This is a genomic window from Kosakonia sp. CFBP8986 (assembly GCF_034044935.1).
Classification (GTDB): domain Bacteria; phylum Pseudomonadota; class Gammaproteobacteria; order Enterobacterales; family Enterobacteriaceae; genus Kosakonia; species Kosakonia cowanii.
In genome coordinates, this window is the sequence record NZ_JAXCXB010000005.1 from 445,947 (window position 1) to 458,202 (window position 12,256).

General features: G+C 56.2%; 15 protein-coding genes and 1 other annotated feature. Of the genes, 3 read left to right on the forward strand and 12 right to left on the reverse strand.

The genetic code is table 11. The features are described 5' to 3' along the window. Positions 1 to 70: 70 nt before the first annotated feature. The 3 genes from ppsR (at position 71) to hemP (ending at position 2,424) form a co-directional block, all read left to right on the forward strand. Positions 71 to 904: a posphoenolpyruvate synthetase regulatory kinase/phosphorylase PpsR gene (ppsR, locus tag SOM48_RS14335; protein ID WP_042718155.1), complete on the forward strand. Its 834-nt coding sequence runs from the start codon at positions 71 to 73 to the stop codon at positions 902 to 904. Between the two features lie 151 nt (positions 905 to 1,055). Continuing rightward, entirely contained in the window at positions 1,056 to 2,102 is a 1,047-nt protein-coding gene (gene aroH / locus SOM48_RS14340; protein ID WP_076769756.1) for a 3-deoxy-7-phosphoheptulonate synthase AroH, read from the forward strand. A 100-nt stretch (positions 2,103 to 2,202) separates the two neighbouring features. Beyond that, positions 2,203 to 2,424, forward strand: a complete 222-nt coding sequence (hemP, locus tag SOM48_RS14345; protein ID WP_054802874.1) for a hemin uptake protein HemP — start codon at positions 2,203 to 2,205, stop codon at positions 2,422 to 2,424. 1 nt (position 2,425) lies between these two features. Here hemP and selO read toward each other — a convergent pair whose 3' ends face one another. From selO to rplT, 12 genes are all read right to left on the reverse strand, one after another. Next, positions 2,426 to 3,868 (reverse strand): protein adenylyltransferase SelO, encoded by a 1,443-nt coding sequence (selO, locus tag SOM48_RS14350; RefSeq protein ID WP_320512198.1) that lies wholly within the window; start codon positions 3,866 to 3,868, stop codon positions 2,426 to 2,428. Positions 3,869 to 3,930: 62 nt separating this feature from the next. Next, positions 3,931 to 4,644 (reverse strand): EAL domain-containing protein, encoded by a 714-nt coding sequence (locus SOM48_RS14355; protein ID WP_054802875.1) that lies wholly within the window; start codon positions 4,642 to 4,644, stop codon positions 3,931 to 3,933. 15 nt (positions 4,645 to 4,659) lie between these two features. After that, on the reverse strand, positions 4,660 to 4,794 hold the full coding sequence (locus SOM48_RS14360; RefSeq protein WP_258185104.1) for a hypothetical protein: 135 nt from the start codon (positions 4,792 to 4,794) through the stop codon (positions 4,660 to 4,662). A 163-nt stretch (positions 4,795 to 4,957) separates the two neighbouring features. Next, a complete protein-coding gene (locus SOM48_RS14365) occupies positions 4,958 to 5,422 on the reverse strand; it encodes a C40 family peptidase (RefSeq protein WP_042715841.1) in 465 nt (154 codons plus the stop codon). A gap of 78 nt (positions 5,423 to 5,500) precedes the next feature. Continuing rightward, the gene (gene btuD, locus SOM48_RS14370) at positions 5,501 to 6,250 is read right to left on the reverse strand and encodes a vitamin B12 ABC transporter ATP-binding protein BtuD (RefSeq protein WP_320512199.1); all 750 of its coding nucleotides are present in this window, start codon (positions 6,248 to 6,250) and stop codon (positions 5,501 to 5,503) included. Beyond that, a complete protein-coding gene (locus SOM48_RS14375; protein ID WP_320512200.1) occupies positions 6,250 to 6,801 on the reverse strand; it encodes a glutathione peroxidase in 552 nt (183 codons plus the stop codon). The genes btuD and SOM48_RS14375 overlap by 1 nt, the downstream gene beginning before the upstream one ends. Positions 6,802 to 6,835: 34 nt before the next feature. Next, entirely contained in the window at positions 6,836 to 7,816 is a 981-nt protein-coding gene (gene btuC, locus SOM48_RS14380; RefSeq protein WP_128484058.1) for a vitamin B12 ABC transporter permease BtuC, read from the reverse strand. A gap of 101 nt (positions 7,817 to 7,917) precedes the next feature. Then, positions 7,918 to 8,217 (reverse strand): integration host factor subunit alpha, encoded by a 300-nt coding sequence (gene ihfA / locus SOM48_RS14385; RefSeq protein WP_006820203.1) that lies wholly within the window; start codon positions 8,215 to 8,217, stop codon positions 7,918 to 7,920. A 4-nt stretch (positions 8,218 to 8,221) separates the two neighbouring features. Next, entirely contained in the window at positions 8,222 to 10,609 is a 2,388-nt protein-coding gene (gene pheT, locus SOM48_RS14390) for a phenylalanine--tRNA ligase subunit beta (protein ID WP_320512201.1), read from the reverse strand. Between the two features lie 14 nt (positions 10,610 to 10,623). Beyond that, positions 10,624 to 11,607 (reverse strand): phenylalanine--tRNA ligase subunit alpha, encoded by a 984-nt coding sequence (gene pheS / locus SOM48_RS14395; protein ID WP_023481633.1) that lies wholly within the window; start codon positions 11,605 to 11,607, stop codon positions 10,624 to 10,626. A gap of 40 nt (positions 11,608 to 11,647) precedes the next feature. Next, positions 11,648 to 11,772 (reverse strand) — a sequence feature (Phe leader region). After that, positions 11,723 to 11,767, reverse strand: coding sequence for a pheST operon leader peptide PheM (gene pheM / locus SOM48_RS14400; RefSeq protein ID WP_001386830.1), 45 nt, complete (start codon positions 11,765 to 11,767; stop codon positions 11,723 to 11,725). Its footprint overlaps the feature before it by 45 nt. A 119-nt stretch (positions 11,773 to 11,891) precedes the next feature. Next, a complete protein-coding gene (gene rplT, locus SOM48_RS14405) occupies positions 11,892 to 12,248 on the reverse strand; it encodes a 50S ribosomal protein L20 (protein ID WP_007374646.1) in 357 nt (118 codons plus the stop codon). Positions 12,249 to 12,256 lie beyond the last annotated feature (8 nt).

The window sequence follows — 12,256 nt, forward strand, 5'->3', positions numbered from 1 at the left end:
GTTATACGCAGTGGCAGGCTTTTTAATTTAAGCTTTCAGATAATTGCGCATCACACTCAGGATGGGATTAATGGACAACGCAGTCGATCGTCACGTGTTTTATATTTCCGATGGAACCGCTATCACCGCTGAAGTATTAGGCCATGCGGTGATGTCGCAATTTCCGGTTGCCGTCAGCAGCATCACCCTGCCCTTCGTAGAAACCGAGAGCCGCGCCCGTGCGGTCAAGGAGCAGATAGATGCGCTCTATCAGCAGACCGGCAATCGCCCGTTGGTCTTCTACTCGATTGTGTTGCCGGAAATCCGCGCCATTATTTTGCAATGCGAAGGGTTCTGTCAGGATATCGTGCAGGCGCTGGTGGCGCCGCTGCAGCAGGAATTAAAACTTGATCCGACGCCGATTGCCCATCGTACCCATGGCCTGACGCCGGGAAATTTGACCAAGTATGACGCGCGTATCGCCGCCATTGATTACACGCTGGCGCACGATGATGGTATTTCGTTGCGCAACCTCGACCAGGCGCAGGTGATTTTGCTCGGCGTCTCCCGCTGCGGTAAAACACCCACCAGCCTCTATCTGGCGATGCAGTTTGGTATTCGCGCCGCGAACTACCCCTTTATTGCGGATGATATGGATAACCTCGGCCTGCCTGCCGCGCTCAAGCCGTTACAGCATAAACTTTTTGGTCTGACCATTAATCCTGAGCGCCTTGCAGCCATCCGCGAGGAGCGCCGCGAAAACAGCCGCTACGCGTCGTTACGCCAGTGCCGTATGGAGGTGGCCGAAGTGGAAGCGCTTTACCGCCGCCATCAAATCCCCTGCCTTAACAGCACCAACTACTCCGTTGAGGAGATCGCCACCAAGATGCTCGATATGATGGGATTAAGCCGTCGCATGTACTAATAAGCTAGTACATGAATGCATTCTGCGCTATCATGCTTGCCACTGATGTGTTGCGCCCCGTAGCAGGCTTGTTTTCAGCCGCGATTGGTTTATGGTGAGCGCATCACTTCCGGCACTTTTGCCGCTGAAGCCCCTAATTTCGAGATCGTTAATGAACAAAACAGATGAACTTCGCACCGCGCGTATTGATAGCCTGGTGACGCCTGCGGCGCTGGCACAGCGCTACCCTGTCAGCCCGGAGGTCGCCGCCCATGTGACGGCCTCGCGGCGGCGTATCGAAAAAATCCTTAATGGTGAAGATCGCCGCCTGCTGGTGGTTATCGGCCCCTGCTCTATTCACGATCTGGATGCGGCGATGGAGTATGCCCGCCGCCTGCAAGCTCTGCGCACGCAGCACGAGGCGCAGTTAGAGATTGTGATGCGCACCTATTTTGAAAAACCGCGCACGGTGGTCGGCTGGAAGGGGTTGATCTCCGATCCCGATTTGAACGGCAGCTATCGCGTGAATCACGGTATCGAACTGGCGCGCAGGCTGCTGTTGCAGGTCAACGAACTGGGTGTGCCGACCGCCACCGAGTTCCTTGATATGGTTACCGGCCAGTTTATCGCCGATCTGATTAGCTGGGGCGCCATCGGCGCGCGCACCACCGAAAGCCAGATCCACCGAGAGATGGCCTCAGCGCTCTCCTGCCCGGTGGGCTTTAAAAACGGCACCGATGGCAATACCCGCATCGCCGTGGATGCAATCCGCGCCTCCCGCGCCAGCCATATGTTCCTGTCACCGGACAAAGATGGTCAGATGACCGTTTACCAGACCAGCGGGAACCCATGGGGCCATATCATTATGCGCGGCGGCAAGCAGCCAAACTTTTATCCGCAGGATATCGCCAACGCCTGCGACACGCTGCGCGAGTTTGATCTGCCGGAGCAACTGGTGGTCGATTTCAGCCACGGCAACTGTCAGAAACAGCATCGCCGCCAGCTTGAGGTGTGTGATGAGATCTGTGCACAAATTCGCAATGGTTCAACGGCCATTGCCGGTGTGATGGCAGAAAGTTTCCTCAAAGAGGGAACGCAAAAAATTGTTGCCGGGCAGCCGCTCATCTATGGTCAGTCGATCACCGACCCGTGCCTTGGCTGGGATGACAGCGTGCTGCTGCTGGAGAAACTGGCCGCGGCCGTCGCCACGCGCGGCTAACCCGCGACTCTGCGATGCTGGCAGATGTTACCTACAGATTTTAGGGGGATCGGCGCGATCTCCCTGAAACACACTTGCCTCATTGCGCGGTTTATCGATAATGATTCTCATTGTTGATTTACCGTTAAGCGCGACTTTGTCTATGGATAGCTCCGCCACGCCCACCAGCCCGCACGAAAAACCGGATCAGATTCATGCCGACGATCGGCATATCACCAGCCAGGCGCTGCTCGGTGAACAGCGCCGTATTGTGATTGAGCATAACGGGCAGCGCTATTTGCTGCGCGAAACCCATGCCGGCAAGCTGATCCTCACCAAATAAACTAGCTCGAGCAGCTTACTTCCAGCCGTTTGCCCCAGTCCGGCGGACGGCGGGCATAATCATCGCTGCGATCGCTAAAGGGCTGGCGCAGGATCTCATGCAGCCTTTCCAGCTCTGCCATATCGCCCTGCTCCGCCGCATCGATGGCGCGCTGCGCCAGCCAGTTGCGCAACACCACCGCCGGGTTAACGCTCTGCATCTGCTGCTGCCGTTGCGCATCGTCAATCCCTTCCTGCTGCAGACGCTGGCGATAGGTGGCGAACCAGTTATCAAACGCGCCGCGATCGATAAACTCATCGCGCAGCGGCGAGTCCGCACTCTGCTGCTCAGTGTGGCTTAGCATGCGGAAGGTGCGCGTATAGTCGCTTCCTTCCCGCGCCATCAGCGCAAACAGCGCGTTGAGGATCTCATTATCCCCCTCTTGCGGCACAAACAGGCCGAGCTTGCTGCGCATCAGGCTGCCATACTCGGTCAGCAGCTCTGTCTGATACTCATCCAGCGCCCCATTCAGGGCATCGACAGCAATAAACGGCGACAGGGTCTGTGCCAGGCGTTGCAGATTCCACTGCGCCACCACCGGCTGATTTTCAAAACTGTAGCGCCCCTGGTAGTCAGAGTGGTTACAGATAAAGGCCGGGTTGTAGTCGTCAAGAAAACCATAAGGACCGTAGTCCATCGTCAAACCGAGGATCGACATATTGTCAGTGTTCATCACGCCGTGGGCAAAACCGACCGCCTGCCAGCGGGCAATCATCACGGCGGTACGCCGTACCACATCGCGGAACCAGGCGACGTAGCGATCAGGCTCCTCCTGCAGGTGCGGCCAGTGATGACGAATGACAAAATCGGCCAGCTCGCGCACTTTTTCAGGCTGACGACGATAGTAGAAGTGTTCGAAATGGCCGAAACGGACATGGCTTTCCGCGATACGCATCAGCATCGCACCCTGCTCGCGGGTCTCGCGCATCACCGGTGTGTCGCTGGTGACAATGCTTAACGCACGGGTGGTGGGAATGCCGAGATAGTGCATCGCTTCTGAGGCAAGGCTTTCGCGAATGGTAGAACGCAGCACCGCGCGACCATCGCCCATGCGCGAGTAAGGTGTAAGCCCGGCCCCTTTCAGGTGCCAGTCGCGGGTGGAACCATCTGCCAGTTGCTGTTCACCGAGCAGAATGCCGCGCCCGTCGCCCAGTTGCCCGGCCCAGACACCGAACTGATGCCCGCTATAGACCTGCGCCAGCGGCGACATGCCGGGCAGCAACGTTTCGCCGCCCCAAACGCCAGCGCCGGATTGGGGGTGAAAAAGCGCCTCGGGCACGCCGAGGGTTTCTGCCAGCGGGGCGTTGCGCCAGATAAGGCGCGCATTGCTTAGCGGAGTGGGTGTTAACGCAGTGTAGTAATCTGGCAGTTCATCACGCCAGCGAGTGGTAAAAGTCAGGGTCATAGATCCTCCAGCCTTTTAGTGTAGTGCCTAATGCGGTGTTTAAACACCGGGCAACACAAGGGCTATGGATGGACCAGTGACGTCAGCTGCGCAGGGCTAACCGCAGGCCAGAGTGCGCCTTGCATGGCGCTGAACTGAAACGCCCTTGCGCGCTTATACGATGGCTCATCATCAATGCCGGCAATCATCACCGCATCGCAATAGGGTTCAACCTGCGAAATGATGGCGCGCATAAAGGGTTCGAAGGCAAGCGTAGATAAACGTTGGTGAATAAAGTTTTTATCCAGCATGACCCGTTTAAACAGCCCATCAAATACCGCTTTGGTCGACGCAGTACCCACGCCGAAATTCCACAGCACCAGCGGATATTGTTTCGCCAGTAGAGACAGAATTTTGTTCTCTTTTCCGCTATTAAGATCTGGATAATTCTCATTGATAGCCAATTCGAGGCACGGGAATTTTCTCACCTGTGCCGCCAGCGTGTCATCAGTCAGTAATAGCTCACTTATTTCCGGCGAAATATTAATCCAGGCGGTAAGGTGATGCTGAATTAAAAAAAGCTGGCAGGCTTCAATGAGATCAAGTTGCTCAGTAAACAGCGTCACTTTTTCAGCGGTCGTCAGGCGTGGCAAGACCAGCTCTGTCGGGGCGCGGACGGTGCTGTCCTTTCCAACAAAGTTAACGATAATTTCGACACCCTGAAGCACTCCGTTACCGTCTCTTGCTGGCAGTAATAAAAGCTCAGAGCGATAGCTGTAATCGAGAGAAACTATCATTTTGCCAGCCCCGCATTATGGGTTAAATCCGGCGTTAACAAACCTGTCTGACGATATTCCATATTTACTGATTTTAATGAGATTGGCTTCATTTTTTTCCCGTTCTATTTTTTTACCCTCCCCTCCGTTGTTATTCGTTTGCTCACGCATTCTCCTGCCCCTGGCGGTGAGTCGCGAACAATCATAATTAATTTAAAAAAAACGAATTAGTGGAAACGTCCTGGTTTATATGAAAATGTTCAGCCGCCACAAACAAAAAAGGGAGGCCTGCATTACGCGCGCTCCCTTTTTTTGCACCGTTGTCGATGTCACGTCAGATACGCCGCGCCTGCCAAAAATTTTTGCGCCAGTAGACATTATCCAGCGAAGAGCGCATCACGCCCCGGCTGGTTGAAGCGTGAATAAAGGCGTTATCAGTGTCGTAGATGCCGACATGCAGCCCGCTCTCGCCAGAGCCGGTTTTGAAAAACACCAGATCGCCTGGCAGCAGATCCTCTTTGTCGATCTCGGTACCGAGCTTCGCCTGTTGGCGCGTTTCACGCGGCAACTGCAGCGCGAATTTGTCGCGGAACGTCATCATCACAAAGCCCGAGCAATCAACGCCTGAACGCGCCATGCCGCCATAGCGATAGGGCGTGCCGCGCCATTCGCTCAGTTGATCGTTCAGATTGGCGATCACCGTAATCGAGTCCGACAGCCGTGGGTTCGGCGGGGGGGCGCGATGAGAACTACATCCTGCAAGGAAAAGCGCTGCCGCCAGTAAAAACCAGATACGCATTCTGCAATACGCCTCGTTATCTCTTTTTATCGGATTAATCTACAGTGGGAGCGCGAGTTGTGGCAAGTCACCATTGCGTCACACGGTCGGGATCAGCATTCGGTGGCCTTCCACCTCAACCTGCTGGAAAGCCATGCCGTAGGCGTCAGCCAGATGCGCAGGTGTCATCACCTCCGCTTTGGCGCCGCTCACCAGCAACTCTCCCTCACGCAATAGCCAGACCTGGTGGGCCTGGCGCAGCGTATGATTCAGATCGTGGCTGCTCATTACCACCGTAATACCAGCGCTGACCAGCTCGCCAATCACGCCATCCAGCGCCGCCTGTTGCGCCACATCAAGGCTGTTCATCGGCTCATCCAGCAGCAACAGCTGCCCGCGATCGTTGCCCTGCGGGTGGATCTGCAAAATCACCGCCGCCAGCCGCACCCGCTGCCACTCGCCGCCGGAGAGCTGGTTGGTTGCCCGCGCCAGCTTATCCTGCAGGCCAAGCTGACCGGCAATGTGGGTCAGCAGGGCGTGCTGGCTTTTATCAGGCTGATGCAGCGACAGATAGTGCCACACGGGCATGGCAAACGGCGCACTCTGCTGTTGGGCAAGATAGGCGCGATGCCGGGCCAGCGTCGTCGCCGACCACTGCTCAAGCGGTTGGCCGCCAAAGGTGATTTTACCCGGCCCGTCGGAAAGCCCGGCGATACGTGCGAGCAATGTGCTCTTCCCTGCCCCATTCGGCCCGACAAGATGCACGATCTGCCCGGGAGGCAGCGACACGCTCACCGGCGACAGCCTGCCCGGCTCAGCAACCTCCTGCAGCTGCATCAGCATCGGCATTACTTCGAGACGGCCTGCTTAATGGCGTTGACCAGCAGCGGATCGTCCGGCGTCATATCGGGTGAAAAGCGCTGAATCACCTGGCCGTCGCGGCCAATCAGGAACTTTTCGAAGTTCCATAAGATATCGCCCGGTGCCTGCGGTGCACGGCCTTTGCTGACCATGCGCTCATAAAATTCGCTGTCTGCCGGTGCGAGCGCCGTTGGTGCGGCAGCGATCAGTTTTTCATAGAGAGGATGGCGCGCGTCGCCATTGACGTCGATCTTGCTGAACAGCGGAAAGGTGACGCCATAGGTGGTGCTACAGAAGGTTTTGATCTCCTCTTCCGAGCCCGGCTCCTGCCCGAGGAACTGGTTGCACGGGAAGCCCAGCACGCTAAAACCTTCCTCTTCCCACGCTTTCTGCAGGTTTTCCAGCTGCTCGTACTGCGGCGTCAGGCCACATTTTGACGCGACGTTAACCACTAAAAGCACCTTGCCGCGCCAGGCGCTGAGCGAGCGCTTTTCGCCATCAATGGTGGTGACTTTGGTATCCAGAATATTCTGTTGCATAACATCCCCTTAATGAATGTGATGGTTGCCGGGCTTAGCGCCCGACCCTCAATAATAGCCAGATAAACACCGGCGCACCTAGTGTCGATGTAACAACACCTATCGGCAGCTCTGCGGCGCTGAGCGCGAGGCGCGAGACAATATCGGCAAATAGCAACGCAACCGCGCCCGCCAGCGCGCAACCCGGAAGCAGAACGCGGTGATCGCTTAAGCCACATAAGCGCAAAATATGCGGGATCACGAGCCCGATAAAGCCGATAGCCCCGGCAATCGCCACGCTGACCCCAACCATCCAGCCGGTAGCCGCCACCAGCAGATTACGCCATAACCAGAGCGGCAACCCGAGCTGTCGGGCAGAGATTTCACCCAACGCTAACACGTTCAGTGCCGTGGATTGCAGGCAGATCCACACCATCACCGGCAGAAGTGCAGCCATCAGCCAGCCCTGCTGCCAGTCGACGCCGCTGAAGCCGCCCATCATCCAGTACATCAACTGACGTAAATCGAGCGAGGTGGAGAAGTAGACCGCCCAGGTCATTAAGGCGGTGCAGATAATGCCGAGCGCAACACCGGCCAGCAGTAAGCGGCTGGTGGAAAGATGGCGGCGCGCAAAGCGCAGCAGGATAAGCGTAACCATCAATGCGCCTGCAATGGCACAGAGACCTAGTGCCCAGTCGGGCAACATCCCGCCACCGAGAAACACTGCCGCAACCAGGCCGACCCCCGCGCCGCTTGACACGCCAAGCAGCCCAGGCTCTGCCAAAGGGTTTTCAAACAGCGCCTGCATGGTGGCACCACACAGCGCCAGCGCGGCACCCACCAGCAACACGGCGAGGGTACGCGGTAAGCGTATCTGCCAGACAAAAAGTTCGCCCTCAGGGGTGAACCAGCGATTGGGGGCTATCCACTGCTCGCCTGCGCAAAGACTTATGGTGAGCGCAAGCAGTAAAAGCAGCGCCAGCGCGCCGAGCCAGCGGCGGTTGCGTTGCTGTTGAAGATGGGCGTATGCCAGCATGGTTTCACGTTTACTCATCAGCCAGGTGACTGATTCTAAGAGGGATAGCGGATGCTGAAAAGAAAAAAGGCCGCGAGGCGGCCTTTTTGGTTAATGCAAAATCATTCAGCTTTGGGCGAAGCGTTTTCGACGCGGCTCTTTAACTTCTGGCCGGGTCTGAAGGTCACCACGCGCCGTGCTGTAATGGGAATATCTTCGCCGGTTTTTGGATTACGACCCGGACGTTGATTCTTGTCACGCAAATCAAAGTTGCCGAAGCCGGAGAGTTTGACCTGCTCACCATTTTCCAGAGCACGACGGATCTCTTCGAAAAACAGCTCTACCAGCTCTTTTGCATCCCGTTTGCTAAGCCCAAGCTTATCAAACAGATATTCTGACATTTCAGCTTTTGTAAGCGCCATAGGTTCAATCCCTCAATGATGCCTGGAATCGCTCTTTTAATGCCTCTACACATCTGGCAACGGTAGCGGCAATCTCCTCTTCTTCGAGTGTACGGCCGGTATCCTGAAGGATCAGACTGATGGCAAGGCTTTTCGACCCTTCCACGACGCCCTTACCGCGGTACACGTCAAACAAGTTTACGCCAACTACCTGATTTGCGCCAACTTTCTTACATTCAGCCAAAACATCTGCTGCGGGTACATTTTCATTGACCACAACAGCGATGTCGCGGCGGTTCGCCGGGAAGCGAGAAATCTCCTGAGCCTGAGGCACGGCGCGGTCTGCGAGAGCATTCCACTCCAGTTCAAACACCAGCGTACGGCCGTTCAGATCAAGCTTACGCTCCAGCTCCGGATGCACCACGCCGATAAAGCCAATGCGTTTATCTTTCAGATAAATCGCGGCAGATTGACCCGGATGCAGCGCCGGATTGGTCTCTGCGCGGAATTCGATAGCGCCTAATTTGCCGGTCAGCTCGAGCACAGACTCCAGATCGCCTTTCAGGTCGAAGAAGTCAACGCTGTTTTTCGCCAGGTCCCAGTGCTCTTCATAACGGTTTCCGCAGATAGCGCCCGCCAGCATCACGTCCTGACGGATGCCGAGGTTCGCCTGGGTATCCGGCACGAAACGCAGACCGGTTTCGAAAATGCGCACACGGCTCTGCTGACGGTTCTGGTTGTAGACAATCGTGCCTAACAGACCGGTCCACAGTGAGAGACGCATCACCGACATTTCGCTGGAGATTGGGCTTGGCAGCACCAGCGCTTCTTCGCCCGGGTGGAGCAACTGCTGCAGTTTCGGATCAACGAAGCTGTAGGTGATCACTTCCTGGTAGCCTTTGTCGTTAAGCATAGTTTTCACTCGCTTAAGGGACAAGTTGGCTTCGCGATGTTCGCCCATCACCAGCCCGGCCTGCACCGGCTCGTCAGGAATATTGTTGTAACCGTAAACACGGGCAACCTCTTCCACCAGGTCCTCTTCGATCTCCATATCGAAACGCCAGCTCGGCGCAACCGCCAGCCACTCATCCTGGCCTGCGGTCACTTCGCAGCCAAGACGGGTCAGAATATCGCTCACCTGCTCATCGGCAATGTGATGACCAATCAGACGATCCAGCTTGCTGCGACGCAGACGGATGATGGCGCGTTTCGGCAGTGACGCTTCATCAGTAACGTCAATAACCGGGCCCGCTTCACCGCCGCAAATATCCAGCAGCAGGCGCGTAGCACGCTCCATCGCTTTGTATTGCAGCTGCGGATCGACGCCGCGCTCGTAGCGGTGAGAAGCATCGGTGTGCAGACCGTGACGACGTGCGCGACCGGTAATGAAGAGCGGGTTGAAGAAGGCGCACTCCAGCAGGACGTTTTGCGTTTCGCTGTTCACACCGGAGTGTTCACCGCCGAAGATACCGCCCATCGCCAGCGCGTTGTTCTGGTCTGCAATCACCAGCGTGTCGGCACTCAGTTTCGCTTCGTTGCCATCAAGCAGCACCAGCGTTTCGCCCTCTTTCGCCATACGTACCACGATGCCGCCTTCAAGGCGATCGCTGTCGAAGGCGTGCATCGGCTGGCCGAGCTCAAGCAGAACGTAGTTAGTGACATCGACTACCGCATCGATTGAACGAATGCCGCAGCGGCGCAGCTTCTCTTTCATCCATAGCGGCGTCGGCGCGCTGACGTTGATACCTTTGACCAGGCGGCCCAGGTAGCGCGGACAGGCCTCTTTCGCTTCCACAACGATCGGCAGCGTATCGTTAATGGTTGCAGCAACCGGCGCGATTTCTGGCTCGTTCAGCGGGGATTTATTCAGCACCGCAACGTCGCGAGCCACGCCGATAATGCCCAGGCAATCGGCACGGTTTGGCGTAACGCTGATTTCGATGGTGTTGTCGTCAAGCTTCAGGTATTCACGAATATCGGTGCCGATCGGCGCATCTGCCGGCAGTTCAATAATGCCGTTGTGATCGTCGGAAATACCGAGTTCGGAGAAGGAGCAGAGCATCCCTTCAGAGGGTTCACCGCGCAGTTTCGCCGCTTTGATTTTGAAATCGCCTGGCAGTACCGCGCCGACTGTCGCTACGGCCACTTTGAGCCCGAGACGGCAGTTCGGCGCGCCGCAGACGATATCCAGCAGGCGATCGCCGCCCACATTCACTTTTGTTACGCGCAGTTTGTCAGCGTTCGGGTGCTGAGCGCACTCCATCACTTCGCCAACCACCACGCCATGAAACGCGCCGGCGACTGGTTCAACGCCGTCCACTTCCAGACCGGCCATGGTGATCTGCCCGGAGAGCGCTTCGCTATCAACCGCTGGGTTCACCCATTCGCGTAACCACAGTTCACTGAATTTCATTGTTTCGCCTGCCCTTATTTAAACTGTTTGAGGAAACGCAAATCGTTTTCGAAGAATGCGCGCAGATCTGTCACACCGTAGCGCAGCATGGTGAGACGCTCCATCCCCATGCCAAACGCGAAGCCGGAGTAGATTTCCGGGTCGATGCCAACGTTACGCAGCACATTCGGGTGAACCATGCCGCAACCCAGCACTTCCAGCCATTTACCGTTTTTGCCCATCACATCCACTTCGGCGGAAGGTTCGGTGAACGGGAAGTATGAGGGACGGAAGCGGATTTGCAGATCCTCTTCAAAGAAGTTACGCAGGAAGTCGTGCAGCGTCCCTTTCAGGTTGGTAAAGCTGATGTTTTTATCAACGATCAGCCCTTCCATCTGGTGGAACATCGGGGTATGGGTCTGATCGTAGTCGTTACGGTAGACGCGGCCCGGGGCAATAATGCGGATCGGTGGCTGCTGGTGTTCCATGGTGCGGATCTGCACGCCTGAGGTCTGCGTACGCAGCAGACGCGTGGCGTCGAACCAGAAGGTGTCGTGATCGGCACGCGCCGGATGGTGACCCGGAATGTTCAGCGCGTCAAAGTTGTGGTAATCGTCTTCGATCTCCGGCCCGGTAGCGACGGTAAAGCCCAGCTCGCCAAAGAAGCTCTCGATGCGATCGATGGTACGCGTTACCGGGTGCAGACCGCCATTTTCAATACGACGGCCCGGCAGGGAGACATCGATGGTCTCTGCGGCGAGGCGGGCATTCAGCGCAGCGCTTTCGAGATCGTTTTTGCGCGCGTTCAGCGCTTGCTGAACCTGCTCTTTGGCTTCGTTGATTACCGCTCCGGCGGCCGGGCGCTCTTCTGGCGGCAGCTCACGCAGGGTGGTCATCTGAAGGGTCAGATGCCCTTTCTTACCCAAATATTCGACGCGTACGTTGTCCAGCGCGGCGACATCTGAGGCATCGTTAATGGCTGCCTTCGCACTGGCAACCAGCTCTGCGAGATGTGACATGGTTTTCCTCGTTATATGACGATATTTACACGCGGCAGATACAAAAAAAGCCTCCACAAGGGAGGCTTTCTGGCGCTGTTTTCCGTTTCTTCTTTCACGCGCAAGCCCCCTGGATTCAGGTGCTAAAGTAAAAAAAGAAGCGGAAAATAGCAGCATTCATGCTTGCATTACCTTAATCGGCTACGTGGCGACGATGGGCTATTGAAAACGCATCACGGCAAAAAGTCAATGTATTGATACTGTTAAAGCAAAAGAGGGAGCCAGGCTCCCTCTCTTAAACTGGCTTACGCCAGAGCTGCTTTCGCTTTTTCAACCAGGGCAGAGAATGCCACTTTGTCGAATACGGCGATGTCAGCCAGGATCTTACGGTCAATTTCAACAGAGGCTTTTTTCAGGCCGTTGATGAATTTGCTGTAAGAAATACCGTTCTGACGTGCTGCTGCGTTGATACGTGCAATCCACAGCTGACGGAACTGACGCTTTTTCTGACGACGGTCACGATAAGCGTACTGACCAGCTTTGATAACAGCCTGGAAGGCAACACGGTAAACGCGTGAACGCGCGCCGTAGTAGCCTTTAGCTTGTTTCAAAATTTTCTTATGACGTGCACGTGCAATCACACCACGTTTTACGCGAGCCATATGCTCTC

Coding starts and splice junctions, on each gene's coding strand:
- ppsR (WP_042718155.1), top strand. CDS start 71: ATGGACAACGCAGTCGATCGTCACGTGTTTTATATTTCCGATGGAACC.
- aroH (WP_076769756.1), top strand. CDS start 1,056: ATGAACAAAACAGATGAACTTCGCACCGCGCGTATTGATAGCCTGGTG.
- hemP (WP_054802874.1), top strand. CDS start 2,203: ATGATTCTCATTGTTGATTTACCGTTAAGCGCGACTTTGTCTATGGAT.
- selO (WP_320512198.1), bottom strand. CDS start 3,868: ATGACCCTGACTTTTACCACTCGCTGGCGTGATGAACTGCCAGATTAC.
- SOM48_RS14355 (WP_054802875.1), bottom strand. CDS start 4,644: ATGATAGTTTCTCTCGATTACAGCTATCGCTCTGAGCTTTTATTACTG.
- SOM48_RS14360 (WP_258185104.1), bottom strand. CDS start 4,794: ATGCGTGAGCAAACGAATAACAACGGAGGGGAGGGTAAAAAAATAGAA.
- SOM48_RS14365 (WP_042715841.1), bottom strand. CDS start 5,422: ATGCGTATCTGGTTTTTACTGGCGGCAGCGCTTTTCCTTGCAGGATGT.
- btuD (WP_320512199.1), bottom strand. CDS start 6,250: ATGCCGATGCTGATGCAGCTGCAGGAGGTTGCTGAGCCGGGCAGGCTG.
- SOM48_RS14375 (WP_320512200.1), bottom strand. CDS start 6,801: ATGCAACAGAATATTCTGGATACCAAAGTCACCACCATTGATGGCGAA.
- btuC (WP_128484058.1), bottom strand. CDS start 7,816: ATGCTGGCATACGCCCATCTTCAACAGCAACGCAACCGCCGCTGGCTC.
- ihfA (WP_006820203.1), bottom strand. CDS start 8,217: ATGGCGCTTACAAAAGCTGAAATGTCAGAATATCTGTTTGATAAGCTT.
- pheT (WP_320512201.1), bottom strand. CDS start 10,609: ATGAAATTCAGTGAACTGTGGTTACGCGAATGGGTGAACCCAGCGGTT.
- pheS (WP_023481633.1), bottom strand. CDS start 11,607: ATGTCACATCTCGCAGAGCTGGTTGCCAGTGCGAAGGCAGCCATTAAC.
- rplT (WP_007374646.1), bottom strand. CDS start 12,248: ATGGCTCGCGTAAAACGTGGTGTGATTGCACGTGCACGTCATAAGAAA.